Source organism: Sphingomonas sp. Root710 (genome assembly GCF_001429065.1).
Classification (GTDB): domain Bacteria; phylum Pseudomonadota; class Alphaproteobacteria; order Sphingomonadales; family Sphingomonadaceae; genus Rhizorhabdus.
Window position 1 is genome coordinate 1,240,820 of record NZ_LMIB01000001.1, and the last position, 16,501, is coordinate 1,257,320.

The 16,501-nt window shown below is 65.9% G+C and carries 16 protein-coding genes; 4 read left to right on the top strand and 12 right to left on the bottom strand.

What is annotated here, in order from left to right:
* Nucleotides 1–140: 140 nt before the first annotated feature.
* Nucleotides 141–905, bottom strand: coding sequence for a class I SAM-dependent methyltransferase (locus ASE00_RS05760; protein WP_056378186.1), 765 nt, complete (start codon nucleotides 903–905; stop codon nucleotides 141–143).
* 117 nt (nucleotides 906–1,022) lie between these two features.
* Nucleotides 1,023–1,730: a hypothetical protein gene (locus ASE00_RS05765; RefSeq protein WP_056378187.1), complete on the bottom strand. Its 708-nt coding sequence runs from the start codon at nucleotides 1,728–1,730 to the stop codon at nucleotides 1,023–1,025.
* Nucleotides 1,731–1,933: 203 nt separating this feature from the next.
* Here ASE00_RS05765 and ASE00_RS05770 point away from each other — a divergent pair, with 203 nt between their 5' ends.
* From ASE00_RS05770 to ASE00_RS05775, 3 genes are all read left to right on the top strand, one after another.
* Nucleotides 1,934–2,371: a UrcA family protein gene (locus tag ASE00_RS05770; RefSeq protein WP_056378188.1), complete on the top strand. Its 438-nt coding sequence runs from the start codon at nucleotides 1,934–1,936 to the stop codon at nucleotides 2,369–2,371.
* A gap of 98 nt (nucleotides 2,372–2,469) precedes the next feature.
* Nucleotides 2,470–2,625 carry a hypothetical protein gene (locus ASE00_RS23835; protein WP_200957878.1) on the top strand — a complete coding sequence of 52 codons (156 nt, stop codon included), beginning with the start codon at nucleotides 2,470–2,472 and terminating at the stop codon, nucleotides 2,623–2,625.
* A 4-nt stretch (nucleotides 2,626–2,629) separates the two neighbouring features.
* Complete coding sequence (locus tag ASE00_RS05775) at nucleotides 2,630–3,301, top strand: spermidine synthase (RefSeq protein WP_056378189.1); 672 nt, start codon at nucleotides 2,630–2,632, stop codon at nucleotides 3,299–3,301.
* Nucleotides 3,302–3,309: 8 nt separating this feature from the next.
* On the opposite strand, the gene ASE00_RS05780 is transcribed toward ASE00_RS05775, so the two are convergent.
* Genes ASE00_RS05780 through ASE00_RS05795 form a run of 4 tightly spaced genes read right to left on the bottom strand, consistent with a single transcriptional unit; the run spans nucleotide 3,310 to nucleotide 7,062 of the window.
* Nucleotides 3,310–4,686 (bottom strand): sensor histidine kinase, encoded by a 1,377-nt coding sequence (locus ASE00_RS05780; protein ID WP_056378190.1) that lies wholly within the window; start codon nucleotides 4,684–4,686, stop codon nucleotides 3,310–3,312.
* Nucleotides 4,683–5,360 carry a response regulator transcription factor gene (locus ASE00_RS05785; RefSeq protein WP_056378191.1) on the bottom strand — a complete coding sequence of 226 codons (678 nt, stop codon included), beginning with the start codon at nucleotides 5,358–5,360 and terminating at the stop codon, nucleotides 4,683–4,685. Before ASE00_RS05785 ends, ASE00_RS05780 begins: the two co-directional genes overlap by 4 nt.
* A 19-nt stretch (nucleotides 5,361–5,379) precedes the next feature.
* Nucleotides 5,380–5,886, bottom strand: a complete 507-nt coding sequence (locus ASE00_RS05790) for a PepSY domain-containing protein (protein ID WP_056378192.1) — start codon at nucleotides 5,884–5,886, stop codon at nucleotides 5,380–5,382.
* Between the two features lie 15 nt (nucleotides 5,887–5,901).
* Nucleotides 5,902–7,062, bottom strand: coding sequence for a CDP-glycerol glycerophosphotransferase family protein (locus tag ASE00_RS05795; protein WP_235538545.1), 1,161 nt, complete (start codon nucleotides 7,060–7,062; stop codon nucleotides 5,902–5,904).
* A 276-nt stretch (nucleotides 7,063–7,338) separates the two neighbouring features.
* Here ASE00_RS05795 and ASE00_RS05805 point away from each other — a divergent pair, with 276 nt between their 5' ends.
* Entirely contained in the window at nucleotides 7,339–7,635 is a 297-nt protein-coding gene (locus ASE00_RS05805) for a hypothetical protein (RefSeq protein WP_156405285.1), read from the top strand.
* On the opposite strand, the gene ASE00_RS05810 is transcribed toward ASE00_RS05805, so the two are convergent.
* The 6 genes from ASE00_RS05810 to ptsP form a co-directional block, all read right to left on the bottom strand.
* The gene (locus tag ASE00_RS05810) at nucleotides 7,632–9,017 is read right to left on the bottom strand and encodes an RNB domain-containing ribonuclease (protein ID WP_056378195.1); all 1,386 of its coding nucleotides are present in this window, start codon (nucleotides 9,015–9,017) and stop codon (nucleotides 7,632–7,634) included. The genes ASE00_RS05805 and ASE00_RS05810 overlap by 4 nt on opposite strands.
* Before the next feature lie 82 nt (nucleotides 9,018–9,099).
* On the bottom strand, nucleotides 9,100–11,049 hold the full coding sequence (ftsH, locus tag ASE00_RS05815) for an ATP-dependent zinc metalloprotease FtsH (RefSeq protein ID WP_056378196.1): 1,950 nt from the start codon (nucleotides 11,047–11,049) through the stop codon (nucleotides 9,100–9,102).
* Between the two features lie 78 nt (nucleotides 11,050–11,127).
* Nucleotides 11,128–12,063: a tRNA lysidine(34) synthetase TilS gene (tilS, locus tag ASE00_RS05820; protein ID WP_056378197.1), complete on the bottom strand. Its 936-nt coding sequence runs from the start codon at nucleotides 12,061–12,063 to the stop codon at nucleotides 11,128–11,130.
* A gap of 140 nt (nucleotides 12,064–12,203) precedes the next feature.
* Nucleotides 12,204–13,121: a tetratricopeptide repeat protein gene (locus ASE00_RS05825; protein WP_056379356.1), complete on the bottom strand. Its 918-nt coding sequence runs from the start codon at nucleotides 13,119–13,121 to the stop codon at nucleotides 12,204–12,206.
* 59 nt (nucleotides 13,122–13,180) lie between these two features.
* Nucleotides 13,181–14,083, bottom strand: a complete 903-nt coding sequence (locus ASE00_RS05830; protein ID WP_056378198.1) for a helix-turn-helix domain-containing protein — start codon at nucleotides 14,081–14,083, stop codon at nucleotides 13,181–13,183.
* A gap of 108 nt (nucleotides 14,084–14,191) precedes the next feature.
* A complete protein-coding gene (gene ptsP / locus ASE00_RS05835) occupies nucleotides 14,192–16,471 on the bottom strand; it encodes a phosphoenolpyruvate--protein phosphotransferase (RefSeq protein WP_056378199.1) in 2,280 nt (759 codons plus the stop codon).
* Nucleotides 16,472–16,501 lie beyond the last annotated feature (30 nt).

Consider the following 16,501-nt stretch of genomic DNA (forward strand, 5'->3'; position numbering starts at 1 on the left):
TTGAGAGAAGCCTAGGACCGGACAGCTAATGAGAGGTTAAGACCGGCCTCGCTTCACCGCAAATGCGGCTGAAAATAGGTCCGCCCGAACCGCGCTAACGCCTTTCCTACGTCAGGCGGACCATTCGTGAAAATTTTTGGTCAGCGTGCTTTGCGGAAGCGATAGAGCAAGCGATCGGTCTTGCCGCGGATTGCCGGGTCAAACACCATCTTGCCATGATCGTCGGCGGGGTTCGCCAGCAGCGGGCTCTTCGCTTCCAGCGTGAACCCCGCCGCCTTGAAATCCGCCTCGACCGTCGCCGGGTCGATGCGGTGGAGCTTGTCCACCACGGCGCGCGTATCGCCCGCCGGCCCGACATGGTCGATCACCCCGACCACGCCGCCGGGTTTCACCGCCGCATAGAGCGCCTTGAGGAACGCCTTCGGATCGGTACGCGGGATCTTGTACTGCACCGATTCCCAATAGAGGTCGTGATAGTTGAGGCTGATCATCACCATGTCGAAATGGCGCCCGCCCGCCGAGAAATCCTCGAACGGATAGCGGACGAAATCGATGTCGGCGCGGCGATCGGTCAGCGCCTTCCATATCTTCTGCTCGTCGGGATCATTGTAGAATTGCTGGGGTTCGAAGGCCGTCACCTTCCCCTTGGGCCCCACCGCATTGGCCATGATCTCCGCCCAGTAGCCCGAGCCGGTCATGATGTCGGCAGCGGCCATGCCGGGCTTCAGGCCCAGGAACGTCAGCACCTCGGCGGGCTTGCGCCCGGCATCGAGCTCGGTGGCCTTGGCGGGACGCCCGGCCGCCGCGACCGCGGCGGTCAGATAGGCCGGCGTCGCGGCGTGCGCCACCCCAGCCAGCAGCAGCGCCGCGCCGGCCAGCGCGGGCAGAATCCTGATAATGCGCATCGACAGTCTCTCCCTTTTTGAAAGCGGGATCGTGGAGCGCCCGGCCCCGCGGCTCAAGCGGAAGGGATGACCGCCGTCGACCGTGCAGGATGTTCGTCGAAAATGAGCGGCTGGCGATCAGTGCAGTTCGAGCTCGTAGCTGCGCAATGTCTCATCGAGCAGCCGATTATAGGTGCCCTCGAATATGTGCCCGCCGCATGCCCCCTTCTGGAACACCTGGATCGACAGCGGTTCGGGCAACAGGCGCAGCGTGCAGCCGTCCTCCGGCGCGAAAGGCAGGCCGTTGGCATCGCCCATCGCCGACACCATGAATTGCGGCCCGTCCCACAGCGCGGCGCGGTCTTCGTCGAGGGTGACGATGTTGACCTTGCCGGCCCTGGCGGGATCATAGACCCGGACACGATAACCGTTGGCGCGTCCGGGATGAAGAAGCAGCTTCATCCCGCTCGCCGTGCGGTACACGCCCGAATGGACATAGGCGCCGCTCTCGATATCGTCGACACGCCGCCGCAGCTCCTCGCTTATGCAGGCCCGATCCGTGACGACACAATCCGAATCGAACGCGGTTTCCAGCTCGATCGTGCGGAAGCTCGTCAGCCATTCCTGCTGATCGAGCCGGACATAGCGCGCAATCGCGCCGTTCCAGCTGGCGAGCGCCCGGGCATAGGCCGCCGCCATCCGGCTGTCATAGTCCAGCGCGACAGGATCGGCGCAGATGGCCCGATCAAGCTTTGTGACCGCCTTCGCGCAATCGATTCCGCGGGCCTGTGCCGTGCTGCCCCCGGTTAAAAGCAGGAACCCGAGGAATAGGGCTGCGAGTTTCATGGACTGGGGCTCCCCTCACGAGATGATGCGAGAATGCCCCGGGACAACGCGTGATGGGGTGATCAAAAGCACAAGCGGCCCAAGGACTTGCCGGGCGGCCGGCCCGCGCCCGGAACATGACCCGGCAGGCGCGGGTTTAATCCCCGCCGGCCGAGGGGAGCAAAGCCTGTGATCATGGGCTGGCTTTTGGGAAGGATGCCAAAATGAAACGACTGTTATTCCCCAAGAAACTCAGCTGGCTGATCGCTGGCGCCGCCTTCGCGGGCCTCGCCGCACCAGCGCTCGCCCAGTCCGCAGACGAAGAGATCATCGTCTCGGGTAGCTATGGAAAGGTGCCGGAAAGCACGCAGAGCCTCTCGCAATCGGTCAGCTACGGTGATCTGGATCTCAGCACCGTCGGCGGTCGCGCCGAACTGCGCCACCGCGTCCGGCTGACTGCGCGCTATCTGTGCGAGAAGCTGGGTGAGACCGATACCAGCTCGAGCGTCGCGCCGTCATGCCGCGACGCCGCCAGCAAGGACGCGTTGAGCCGCGTCGGAACGCTGGAAGCGCATGCCGCGCCGCGCGGCACCACCTGGGTTGCCGGGCCGGCCTGGGCGCCGCCCTATCCCGAGGCGTGGATCTCGAAATATCCGGACTGATCGCTCTTCTACGGGGGGATCGCCTCGTGCGGTCCTCCCCATCATTGGACGCGCGAGGAAAAGCGGTTCATGGCGGGCCGGTACCATAGGATTTCGCCATGACCGAGTCGCTCGACGATCGCATCATTGATACGCCCGAAGGCCCGATGCGTTGGGGTGACTGGAAAAAGAAGAACCCGGTCCAGGTGCCGTCGCGCCGGACCAAGGGCAAGAAACTGCCCAACAAGATTCCGTTGCGCACCGGCGAAGACTGAGCCGATGATTCCTCTCGAACAGCTCGACAGCACCAAGATCCCCGGTACGGATGGCGAATTACGGCTGATGCGGCGCGGGCGGGACCATATGATCCTGTTCGGTCGCAACGAACTGATGAGCAGCCGGTTGCGCGGCTCGGAGGAGGCGCTGGCTGCCCTGCCCGCCGAACGGCTGCGCGACCGCAGCCGCCCCCGCTTCCTGATCGGCGGACTCGGCATGGGCTTCACCCTGCGCGCGGCGCTCGATCAGCTGCCGCCCAAGGCCGAGATCGTCGTCGCGGAACTGGTGCCTGCGATCGTCGAATGGGCGCGGGGTCCCCTCGCACATCTGTTCGGGGACAGCCTCGACGATCCACGGGTGACGATCCGGGTGGGCGACGTCGGCGACGCGATCGCGACCCCAGCCGAGGGCTATGACGCGATCCTGCTCGATGTCGACAACGGCCCCGACGCGCTGGTGCATCCCGACAATGACAAGCTTTATGGCGATACAGGCCTGCGCGCTGCCCGCGCCGCGCTGAAACCGGGCGGGATATTGGCGATATGGTCCGCCTATCAGGACAAGGTCTTTGCCAACCGTCTGAAGCGCGCCGGGTTCGAAGTGGACGAGGTCAAGGTCCGGGCCACCGGCGGGCGCAAGGGCGCCCATCACGTCATCTGGCTGGCGAAGCGGTAACGGCAGCCCTAGGCCGGCTCGCCGTTCGCTGCCGCCAAATGCGGCATCGTCCAACGGACGCACAGACCGGGGGCGCCATCCTCGAATGATAGCTTCGCGTCATGCAACACAGCGACTGCGGCGGCGAGGCTGAGGCCCAGCCCTTCACCAGGCCGGTCGGCCGCCGACGGCCCGCGGTAGAAGCGCTCAGTGACACGGGCGCGATGCTCGGCGGAAATGCCGGGGCCATTGTCCGCCAGGGTGATGCAGATCGTCCCGTCAGCCGACGATGCGGCTAACACCACTCGACCGCCAGCGGGCGTATATTTGATCGCATTGTCGACCAGATTGGCCATCGCCTGGAACATCAGGTCGGCATCGGCAGTGGCGATCAGCCCGGGTTGGATCGTCGACGTCAAGGCGATGCCGCGCTCCTCGGCGGCCGGCCGGTAATAGTCGACGACATCGTCGAGCAGCACTGACAGATCGATTGCCGTCAAAATCATCTCGTGCCGTCCTGCCTCGATACGAGCGATGCGCAGCACCGCATCGAAGATCTTGCCGATACGCTCGGCCTCCGTGGTGGCGGCGGCCAGCCGCGCCTCGCGATCTTTTCCGGGAGCAGCGGCGTCTTCCAGATTGGCCTTCAACCGGGCCAGCGGCGTACGCAATTCATGCGCGACACTGTCTGACACGCGGCGCACCGCTTCCAGCCCTTCCTGGACGCGCGCCAGCATCAGGTTCAATGTTTCAGCGAGATGGTCGAAATCGTCACCGCTGCCGCGTACCGGCACGCGTTGCGAAAGATCGCCCGCCATCACGCGCCGCGCGGTCGCGCTGACGGCATCGATCCGGCGGCTGATGGCGAGGCTCATCAGGCCTCCGCCCAGCAAACCCATGACGAGCGCAGCGACGAGGACCGCTGCCGCCCCCGAGGCAACGACCTCTTCTATCTCGCTGATATCCTCGATGTCCCGCCCCACGATCAGCCGGGCTCCGTCATCAAAGCGATGGTCGAGCGCCAGCGCCTCATAGTCGATCTCGTCGCCCTCATGATAGGCGTCGGCCTCCAGCCGCCACCATCCTGCCGAGAGCTGACGTGGCCAACTCGGCAGGTTGGCGGACACGACACGGCCATGGCGATCAATGAAGGCGTGAAAGGCGTGACGGGGATTAGTCGCATGTATCCTGGCTTGCAGCCGCGCCGTCAGCGCAGCGCCGCCATCGACGATATAGGTATTTTGCAGCGTGCGGGCTTCCGCCTCCACCTCCGTCTTCGCGGCTTCGAGCGGCATGCGGATGACGACCAGATAGAAGCTGCCCAGCACCACCAGCAACGATGCGGCGAAGAGCCCGACATAGGTCAGCGCAAGGCGAAAGGAGAGGCTGTGGAACAGCGCCCTCATGCGTCGGACCGGATCACATAACCGGTGCCGCGCACCGTCTCGATCAGTTGGGTCGAAAAGTCGCGATCGACCTTTTGGCGTAGGCGGCTGACATGCTGGTCGATGATGTTGGTCTGCGGATCGAAGCTGTAGTCCCAAACATTTTCGAGGAGCATCGACCGGGTGACCACGCGGCCTTCGTTGCGCATGAGATATTCGAGGATACGGAATTCCCGCTGGGTCACCTCGATCCGGCGGCCTGCCCGCGTCACCGTCCTGCCGAGCAGATCTATGGTCAGGTCCCCGGTCCTGAGCTGTGTCGTCTCGACCATCGCCGGTGCGCGCCGGCCCAGCACCTCGATCCGCGCGATGAGTTCGGACAGCGCGAACGGCTTGGGCAGATAATCATCGCCACCCGCGCGCAGCCCCTTGATCCGCTCGTCGACGTCGCCCAGCGCGCTGAGGATCAGGACGGGCGTGGTATCGCCCGTCGCGCGAATCGTCTGAAGGATCTTGAGGCCGTCGATCTCAGGCAGCATCCGATCGAGGATGATTGCGTCGAACTGCTCCGCGGCAGCCTTGAGAAGCCCGTCGCGGCCGGCGCGCGCAACATCCACCAGATGCCCTGCTTCGCGGAGCCCCCGGGCGACATGATCGGCGACGCGCGCATCATCCTCAATCAGCAATATCTGCATCACGTGCCGCTATGGCACTTCAATCGTCATAGGCCAATTCGAGACGCTGCCCCGTCGCCGCATCGATCTTTACCTCGCCGATACCCGCAGCCGTGGCGAGTTCGATTTCGTACAACGCCCGGCCTTTGCGCAGGTCGAACTCGACCTCCTTCACCTCACCCCCGCTATGCTGTTCCAGCGCGGCAAGCCGGGCGCCCAACGGCGCTGCCGTTCCACCCTTGCGCAGGCGTTCGCTGTCGACCCAGCCACGCAGCCAGTTCTCCATCCTCGGTTTTTCGGTGGTCAGCAGCTTGCCGGAGCGCGCATCGACAGTCGCACGGTGCAGCGTCGCGCCGCGTACCAGGTCGATCTCATATACCAGCCGGCCGCTACGGGTCTCCAGCTCGGCTTCGATCGCGCGGGCAGACAGGCTGCGCTCAGCGGCGATGACGGCGCGGGTGACGCCGACAAGGCCATCGCCGCCGGGCTGCGCAACGGCTGGAAGCGAAAGACAGGCGGCAACTGCGGCAACGCACGGATATTTCACGGTAGGCTCCTTTGATCAGCTATGGGGCTGCAGGCGCAGGAATGCGGCGATGGCTTCCGCCGCGCGCTTCGAATGGCTTTCGCCCTCGTGGAGATCGAAAGTGTCGACGAAGCCCTGACGTTGCCCGGCGGCGAAGTCCCCATGGCTTTCGATGGCATAGTCTATTGCCGGCATGATCAGGGCAGCATCCTCGACCACCGGTCCGAAGCGCCAATGCGCATGATCGGGATCGTCGCGCCACGACCGGCCATCGCCGTTGAAGAACAGGCAGGGACGCGGCGTACGCAGAAATTCGTAGATCTGGCTGCTGACATCGCCGAGATAGATGTCCGCCATCATCGTGTAGCTCATGTCGATCGAACGGTCGCTGCCGGGGTCGATATGGACGTTCGGCAGGCCCGAGGCCGGGGCCAGCGACTTAAGAAAGGCCGCGCGACGTTTGCGGCTGTCGCACATGCGGACATGGGGAGCGACGATCAGGTTGAAGCGGCCATCCTCGGCGATCCGCCGGACGATCTCCGCACCATGCCGCGGCCAGCTGCCCAAGGCCTTGGAGAAGTGCGGATTATAGAGGATGATCGGACGCTTGTCGGCGAACGGCGTCCAGCCGTCGCGCCGGGAGCGATCCGCGGCTTCGAACTTCGGATAGCCGACGACGGCATGGTCCCCGGGACGGATCAGCCCATCGGCCAGCATCCGGCAGCGTTGCTTCTCCCCTGCGACGAGGGCGAAATCGAACCGGGCGATGCGAGGATCGAAGCCTGCGGCACGGTCTCCGGCACCATGGTCGAGGTGAATCAGCATCGGCCGGCCGACCCCGAAGCTGCGCAGGATCGTCGAGGTCCGCTCGGGCAATGCGATCGCATCATAGCCGTCGAGGCGGCGGCGCGCGTGGAGCAGGGTGAGCAGCTTCGGCGGCACCACGCTGCCGGCCGCCGCGGCCGCGCGGCGAAGCACCGGCGCGCCGATCAGATCGAACCGCAACAAACAATGGCTTTGGGGATCGGTGAGCCGCCGGGCGAGCGTGAGGTGATCGGGCGAGGCCGACAGGATGTCGACATTGACCTGCCAGTCGAGCGCAAGCCGTTCGGCAACGGTGATGCCATGCAGTATCTGGTGCGCCTGCGCGTTGAATAGAAAGGCAATACGCGGCAGCGGTCCGACCGCCGATGTCACGGAATCCGCAGACCGCGCGAGCGGAACCATTGTACCGGCCGCTCCGGCCCTCGCCAATAATCCCTGCATATCGAGAGTGATCTCCATTGCCGATGAAGCCGGATAGCGGGCGGCGATGGAGCCCTGGTGGGCCGATCATTTGATTTTCGTCATCTTGGACGACGGACGGAGCCTGAGCCTCGACGAAGCAAAGAAGGCCGTGACCCGCATCACGAGGATCGGCGGCCCGTTCTTCCTAATCCGCCGCCATCCGCTCCCGGGACAGGAGAAAAGGACATGCGGCACAATGGATGGTTCGAGCAACGGCTGCGCAGTCGCCGGCTCAGCGGCGCTTCCGCGGAAAGGCAATCGCGGATCGTGAAGATGGCGATCGAATATCTTGGCGGCGCCCCGGCGGCCATGGCGTTCCTAAACGGCCCCGACGCGATACTGCGCGGAACGCCGCTGGTGATCGCCACTCGCACCGACGCGGGGTTCCACAAGGTCGCGCGGCGGATTTCGCCGCTGCACCAGCCCGACATGCCGGTGCGGCGCTATCCGCCCCTATCCGCCGGCGAGATAATCGCCGGCTAGCCGGCGCGTTCGAAGCGGATGGCGCGGCGGGCCGGATCGAGTGCGGCGAGCCGGACCTCGAGGGCGTCGCCCGACCGCAATCCATCGGCATTCACGCGGGCAGCGACCGGATAGTCGCACAGCTGCAGGCGGACGCCCCGCTCGTCGATGTCGGTCGCCACCGCCGCGAACGTCTCGCCCTCATGCCCCTGGAGCGTGACCAGTTCGGCAAGGTCGACGACCGCGCGTTCTATCCTGCCGGCGGTTGCATCAGCGCGCGCCATGACCGCGGGCAATCGCGCAAACGCCTCCGTCACGACGTCGGGCACCGGCCTGCCGTTGGCGACCTCCAGCGCGGCGCGCAGCACATAGCGGTCGGCGAGCCGCCGCAGCGGCGCGGTCGCATGGGCGTAGGTCGCCGCCATCGGCGCATGCCAGGGCGTTTCGCTCGCGCGATAGGGCACATAGGAGGCGCCGCCGCCCGCCCGGCGGACCGCCATCATGAAGGCGGCGGCGCGCGGGTTGCGCGGGTCGAGCGTCTTCTCGAACTGGTCCAGCGATGCCATCCCGGGCCAGTCGAGGGCGAATGCCCGGGCGGTTTGCCGCAGCCGTTCCAGTGCATGCGCATCGGGCCCAGCCATGACGCGAAACAGGCCGGTTCCGGCTTTCTGAAGGAGATCGGCGACGGCAAGGTTGGTCGCCAGCGAGAGCGCGGCATTCTGGTCTTCGGACGCGGCCCGCTCGCGAAAGGCCAGCTGATATTGGCCATCGCCGGCCGCGGCGACCTCCTGCTCCGGCGGGTCGACCCGCGATGCGCCGCGCCGATCCTCGGCGCCACGCACGCGTTCCGCAAGTTCCGCAAACCCGGCCGGCAGGTCATCCGGCTTGACGCGGTCATAGGCGAGCTTCGCCCGGCTGCGAATGACGGCACGCTCGGTCCCGTCCAGCCGGGCGTCGCCGTCGGGAGCAATCAGCACCGAGAAGACGACCGCAGGACGGTCCGCGTCGGGCAACAGGCTCGCCGCACCCTCACCCAGCACTGGCGGGTAGAGGCCGGCCTTGCCGTCGGGAAGATATTGGGTCGTACCGCGCCGCCAGGCCTCTGCATCGACGGGATCGCCGTCGTCGACGAACCAGGCGACGTCGGCGATCGCATAATGGAGCAACAGATCATCGCCGCGCCGGTCGATCGAGAAAGCCTGATCGAGGTCGGTCGAACTGGCGGGATCGAGTGTGACGAAGGGTTCGCCTGTCCGATCGCGATGCTCGCCGGGCGCGCGGGCGGCAGAGGCCTGGGCGGCGGCCAGAACATCAGGTGGAAAATCGCGGGGTACGTCGAACTCGGCGCGGATAGCGGCGAGGCCGTCGGCGAGAACGTGGTTCGGGTCCGCGATGATCTTCATAGCCGCCGTCCGCCTCCCCTCTCATAAAAAAGAGGCCGCCGCGGCGTCACGCCGGGGCGGCCTCTTTTTCTTGATTGAGCGGTCAGGCGGGCTGAGGATCGCCCCAGCCGCCGCTGCTGCCCGGGCGCTTGCTCTTCGGGATCGAAGAGCCGCCGGTGCCCAGTGCGGCAGGCGCCCGGCTGTTGCCGTCATCGCGTCCGATATCCTCGCCCTTGATGACGCGCTTGGATTCCTCGCCCGAGAGCGTCTCATATTCGAGCAGAGCCGAACCCAAGCGGTGCAGTTCGTCGAGATGCTCGGTCAGGACGGTGCGGGCGGTGTGCTCGGCTTCCTCGATCAGGCGGCGGACCTCCTGGTCGATCATCTGAGCCGTGGCTTCCGACACGCTCTGGTTGCGCGACACCGAATGGCCAAGGAACACCTCGTCCTGATTGTCGCGATAGCGCAGCCAGCCGAGCTTTTCGGACATGCCATATTCCATCACCATCGAACGGGCCATGTCGGTGGCCTGCTGGATGTCGTTGGACGCGCCGGTATTGAGCTCGTCATTGCCGTAGATGATCTGCTCGGCGATTCGCCCGCCGAAGCAGAGCGCGAGACGCGCCTTCATCTGCTTCATCGTCATCGAATAGCGGTCCCGCTCGGGAAGGTTCCAAGTCACGCCGAGCGCCCGGCCGCGCGGGATGATCGTCACCTTGTGGAGCGGATCGCAGCCCGGGACGTGAAGCGAGACGAGGGCATGGCCGGCCTCATGATAGGCGGTCGCCTTCTTCTCGTCCTCGGTCATGACCATGGACTTCCTTTCGGCGCCCATCATCACCTTGTCCTTGGCTTCCTCAAACTCCTTCATCGCGACCAGGCGCTTGCCCTTGCGCGCGGCCAGCAGAGCGGCTTCGTTGACGAGATTGGCGAGGTCCGCGCCCGAGAAGCCCGGCGTGCCGCGCGCGATCGTGCGGGCGTTGACGTCGGGCGCCAGCGGCACCTTCTTCATGTGCACCGCCAGGATCTTCTCGCGGCCTTCGATATCGGGGCGCGGCACGACGACCTGACGGTCGAAACGGCCCGGACGCAGCAGCGCAGGATCGAGCACATCGGGGCGGTTGGTCGCCGCGACGATGATGATGCCTTCATTGGCCTCGAAGCCGTCCATTTCGACCAGCAGCTGGTTCAGCGTCTGCTCGCGCTCGTCATTGCCGTTGCCGAGTCCCGCGCCGCGATGGCGGCCGACCGCGTCGATCTCGTCGATGAAGACGATGCAGGGCGCGTTCTTCTTGGCCTGTTCGAACATGTCGCGGACGCGGCTCGCGCCGACGCCGACAAACATCTCGACGAAATCCGAACCCGAGATGGTGAAGAAGGGCACGTTCGCTTCACCCGCGATGGCGCGGGCGAGCAACGTCTTACCGGTGCCGGGCGAGCCGACCAGCAGCGCGCCCTTGGGGATCTTACCGCCGAGGCGGGCGAATTTGGTCGGGTCCTTGAGGAAATCGACGATCTCCTGAAGCTCCTCGCGCGCCTCGTCGATGCCCGCCACGTCGTCGAACGTGACGCGGCCATGCTTTTCGGTGAGCATCCGTGCCCGCGACTTGCCGAAGCCCATCGCGCCCGAACCGGCGTTCTTCTGCATCTGTCGCATCACGAAGAAGGCGATGCCGAGGATCAGCAGGAAGGGCAGCGACTGATAGAGCATGATCATCCAGAAGCTGGTCTGCTCGGCCGGCTTCGCGCGGAAGGTGACGTTCTTGTCGGCCAGCCGCTGGATCAGCATCGGATCATTGGGTGCGTTGGTGGTGAAGGCGGTGCCATTGGCGAACTTGCCGCTGACGACACCCTCGCCAATATCCGCCTCGCGCACCGTGCCTTCGTCGACGCGGGCAAGGAATTCGGAATAGGCGATCTGGTCGCCCTGCGCGGTGCGCGACGAGCTTTCGAACATCGATACGAAGACGACCAGCGCCAGGAGAATGCCCATCCAGATGGCGAGGCTCTTCATCCAGGGATTGGTCTGTTTCGGCTCTTTATCGTCGTTCATGCGTCGGTTCCGCCTTTCGCGGCCAAGATAGGCATCGCCTGATTAATAACAATGGAACAGACCGGGCGATCCCCGAATTCATCGCCGGGGAGGCGCTTTTTCGATCAGTATGCGTCGTCCGGGCGACAATTTGAGGCCGCCCACGCTCGCCATCAGCCCCGCATCGAGCCGCGCCATCGCGGTTTCGAGAGTGGGGCCATCCACCTGCGAATCGCTCTCAGCGATCAGCCGCGCCAATATCCTTCGCCGGACTTCGCGCGGCAAGCCCTCCAGATCGGCGGCGATGCGCCCCTCGCCTGACCGGTCGACGCGCGCGCGGATCGCCTCCGCGACCAGCCAGTCGATCGCCGCATCGGCTTCGGCGAGATGCGCGGCGGACATGGCCATGCGGGCCACATCGATCCCCTCCCCCGCCGCCGCGAGCAGCCCGCGGACCCGAACCCGGTCATAGCGCGGATCGGCGTTGCTGGGGTCCTCGACCGTATCAACCCCGGCGACGATCGCCGCGAGCTCGGCACGCCGCCAGCCGAGCAACGGGCGGATCAGTCGCACTCCACCGAGATCGCGGCTCTCGCGAACCCCCGCAAGGCCCGACAGCCCTGCCCCGCGCGCGAGGCGCATCAGCAGGGTTTCGGCCTGATCATCGGCATGGTGAGCGGTGGCGAGCGATGCCAGGCCGCGCTCGCGGCACCATGACGCCAGGGCTTCGTAGCGAGCGCGACGGGCGGCGGATTGGATGCTTGCCTGTCGCACCACGTTGATCGTCAGCGTTCGATGCGGCACGTCCAGCGCCGCACAGGCACGGGCGACGAGCGCGGCTTCGGCGGCGGCTTCGGGGCGCAAGCCATGGTCGACCGTCGCCGCCTCGATACGGTTCGGCAACGCAGTGGCCGCGAGGTGGAGCAGCGCCATGCTGTCGGGACCGCCCGAGACAGCGATCCCAAGCCGGTCATCGGGCGCGAGGCGCGCGCTGTCGGCGTTGAAACGGTCAATCAGGGCAGGCGCTATTGCCATGTTACACGTCACCCCAACGAAGGCTGGGGTCCATGTCTCTCATCAGCCAGAGGGCATCTGAGAAGAATACAGCCATGGATCCAAGCCTTCGCTGGGATGACGGAGAAAGTGCGAAAAGGATCAGCCCGGCCAGCCCATCCTCACTTGCACTTGGCATCGGCCTTTCCCTTGGCGACGAGGTCGGCGAGCCCGCCGGTGACCTTGTCGGGATATTTGGCAAGCAGCACCTCATAGGCCTGACACGCCTTGTCCGGCAGCGGCGGTTTCCGCTTCATCAGCGCCTGTGCCATGTAGACATAGCTGTGCGGCGCGCGCTCGCCGGCTTCGTCCTTCGTGTTCTCGAACAGCTCGCGGATCGCTTCGTTATACTGGCCATTGTCCAGATAGGCGCGGCCGGCGAGGTTGCGGGCATAGCTGGCATATTTGTGCTTTGGATATTTGGCCGCCATCGCCTTCAGAGCGGCGACCGCCTCGGGATATTTCTTCTGCTCCCACAGCGCATAACCCGCCATATAGGCGTCCTTGCCGGCATCCCCGCTCGGGGCTGCCGCGGTCGCCGCAGCAGCGGGAACAGGGGCCGGAACCGCCGCCGTCGCGCCACCGGCAGGCCCCTTGGGCGCGGGCGGCACGGCATAAGGAAGGCTCGCACCGCCCGGTGCGCCGCCAGCGACAGGCGCCGCCTTGCCTTCCAGAACGTTCAGGCGGAACTCGGCATCGCCCTTCATCTTCGCGAACTGATCCTCGAGCTTGCGCAGATTATAGCTGTTCTGCTCGACCTGGCCGGTCAAACCCGCGAGCGCCTTTTCCAGCGCGTCGACGCGGCGCGAAAGATCGGCGACCGGGGTGTCGGCGGGCAGGCCCGCAGCGACCGGCGGCGTTGCCTGCGGCTTGATCTCAGGCTCGAAATATTGCTGCGCGCCGCCAGGGAAGACCTTGCGCTGCACGGCCTTCATCTCCTTCTCCAGCTTGCCCACCCTGCCTTCGAGCGGCATTTCCTGTTGCGCGAGCGCGGGGGCGGCGACGGAGAGAAACAGGAGGGCGACGATCGCCTTCTTCATGATGATATGTCCTCGAGAGATCGTTTCGCTGGGATAATGCCGCGCCTGGGCGGCCGAGATCAAGGCTGTGGGCGCTGGCCAGAGTCGCTTATCGGTCCAGCCGAGCCGGGGCTCAGCGGGTCCGCAGCATTGCCCGCCACCGGCGCGGCTTGCGTGGTGGCGGCCGGCGCCGTGGCGATCGCGACGAGCGCGTCGCGTTTCAGGCTATAGGCGCGCACCAGCCGGTCGGGCTCGCCCACCGGCGGGAGCGCAGTCTCGCCGATCATAACCTTGAGCGCCTGGGGCAAACCGGTCCGCAAGACCGGGTCGACCGCCGTATCCGGCACGGCGAAATTCTGCCCGCCCTTGAGCACGTCCATGAAATAGGTCCGGCTGCCATCGGCTTCCGACACCTTGATCCAGACATCCTGAACCGCGGCTACGCTGATCGGACCGGTCGGCACGACAGGCGCGACGGGGACCATGGCGGGCGGCGGCGGCAGGACGCGGCGGGCGACGACCGGGCGGGCGTCGGGCACGGTATCGGCGGCGAGCTTGGCGAGATCGCTGTTGTCGCCTTCGAAGCGCAAGAGAAGGTAGACCATGCCGAGCAGCAGCGCGACGCCGAGCGCGACCATCGCCAGCAGCCGCGAGGGCACGCGAGACGGATCGACCGGCTCATAGGCCTCAGGTTCGAAATAGGCGCGGCGCTCCTCGCCAACCTGCTCACGGAACGCCCGCGAAAGCGCCTGACCATCGAGGCCCAATATATTGGCATAGCTTTTCACGAAGCCTGCCGAATAGGGGATCGCAGGAAGCGCGTCATGCTGGCCGCTCTCGATCGCCTCGAGATGGCGGAGCGGAATCCGGCTGCGCGCCGCAATATCGCTCAGGTCGAGTTTCTGGCGTCCGCGCTCGGCGGCCAGTTGCTCCCCGACCGAAGCGGGAAACAACCCCCGTTCATCATTCGCGCCGTCAACCATTGCGCTCTCCTTCACGCGTCAGCGGAAGAGGCAGCCATCAATGAAATTGACCTGCATCCCCGCCATCGGCGTCACCGTCCCCCTGGCTCGCACGGTCTGCCGCGCATTTCAGCTGATCGCAACCCCATTGCTGTCGGCCCATGCGGTTAGGTCGCCCCTAAGGCTGCGCGCCGGGCGGGCGAGGAAACCGCCCATCTCCGCCCGCAACGCCGCCGCGTCGAGCGATCGGATCATCGCCTTGACCGGGCCGATCGCCGCCGGGGTGATCGACAGGCGATCGATGCCGAGGCCGATCAAGGCCATGGCCTCGAGCGGGCGTCCGCCCATTTCGCCGCACACGCCGATCGGCACATTCGCGGCGCGTGTCTGGCGCGCGACGCGGCCGATGAAGCGCAATATCGCCGGGCTGAGCCAGTCATAGCGCTCCGCCAGCTTCGGATTGGCCCGATCGGCGGCGAACAGGAACTGGGTCAGATCATTGGTGCCGATCGACAGGAAGTCGAGCTGCGGGAGAACCATGTCGAGGCTTTCGGCCAGCGCGGGAACCTCGAGCATCGTCCCGTAGCGGATCAGATTGGGCAGCGGCCGGTGCCGCCCATGCACCCATTTGCGCTGCGCCTCGAACAGCGCGACGGCCTGTTCATATTCCCAGGGTTCGGAAACCATTGGGAACATGACGTTGAGCGTCCGTCCTGCCGCCGCCTCGATCAGCGCGCGCGCCTGCACCTTCATCAGCGCATCGCGTTCGAGCGCGAGGCGGATCGCGCGCCAGCCGAGCGCGGGATTCTCCTCATCCGCGTCGTCATGGGTGTTCATATAGGGCAGCGCCTTGTCGCCGCCGATATCGACCGTGCGGAAGATCACAGGGCGGTCGCCCGCCACGTCGAGAACTTCCTTGTAGAGCCGCTGCTGGCGCTCGCGCTGCGGGAAGGTGGCCGAGACGAGGAACTGGAATTCGGTGCGGAACAGCCCGACCCCGTCGGCGCCCGTCACGTCGAGCGCCGCCATGTCATCGCGCAGCCCGGCGTTGACCATCAGTTCGATGCGCAACCCGTCTTTCGTCTGCGCGGGCAGGTCGCGCATCGCGGCGAATTCGGCGCGGCGCTTCTGGCCGACCATCATCTTCGCGTCGAAGGCCTCATCCATCGTGGCGTTCGGACGGACCACCACGGAACCCGCCGTGCCGTCGAGCAGCAGTGCGTCACCATCGCTGATCGTACGGCGGACATCCTTGACGCGGCCCAGCACCGGCACGCCCATCGCGCGGGCGACGATCGTGACGTGCGCGGTCAGCGAGCCTTCCTCGAGCACCACGCCCTTCAGGCGGCGGCGATCATATTCGAGCAGCTCGGCGGGGCCGAGATTGCGCGCGATGAGGATCGAATCGCCGCGCAGGCCGAGCTGCGCCGCGGTGCCGAGCTGGCCCGAGACGATACGGAGCAGGCGGTTGGAGAGGTCCTCCAGATCGTGCATCCGGTCCGCGAGCAACGGATCGGCGATCTCGCGCATGCGCATGCGGGTGCGCTGCTGAACGCGCTCGATCGCGGCTTCGGCGGTGAGGCCGCTATCGATCGATTCGTTGATCCGCCGGATCCAGCCTTCGTCGTAGGCGAACATCTTGTACATCGCGAGGACGTCCTGATGTTCGCCCGCCGCGCCGAAATCGGCCTCGCGGGTCATGCGCTCGATCTGGTCGCGCATCTTGGCGAAGGCCGAGATGACGCGGTGCCGCTCGACCTCGATGTCCTCCGCGACGGTATGTTCGATCTCGATGCGGGGTTGGTGATAGACCGCCCTCCCCCGCGCCATGCCCTCGACGAGCTTGAGGCCCGAAAGACGGACGGGGCCGGTGTCGCGCGTACCCTGCGCGCCAGGGCCGTTTCCATCGATCAGCCCGGCGCCGGCAATGAGTTCGGCCAGCACCATCGCTACGGTCTGCAGCGCCTCGATCTCGACATCGTCGAACTTGCGCTGTTCGCGATGCTGCACGGCGAGCACGCCGACCGCCTGCTCACGCCGCACGATCGGGACGCCCGCGAAGCTGTGGAACAGTTCTTCGCCGGTTTCGGGCTTATAGGCGAAGTCGGGGTGGCTGGTCGCCTCGTCGAGGTTCAGCGTTTCGACATTGTCGGCGATCGTGCCGACCAGACCTTCGCCAAGCGCCAGCTTGGTGACATGGACCGCCGCCTGCTTCAGGCCGCGGGTGGCGAACAGTTCGAGGACGCCGTCGCGCAGCAGATAGATCGAGCACACCTCGGTACCGAGCGCCTCGCCGATGATCTGAACGACCTGGTTCAGCTTCGTCTGCGCAGCCGACCGCGACGCCATCACATCGTGAAGGCGGGTCAGAATTTCGCGCGCAGCGGAGGTTGCGGTCAACGGAGCCATTACAGGCCCGCTATCAGAAAGCGGGGCAGG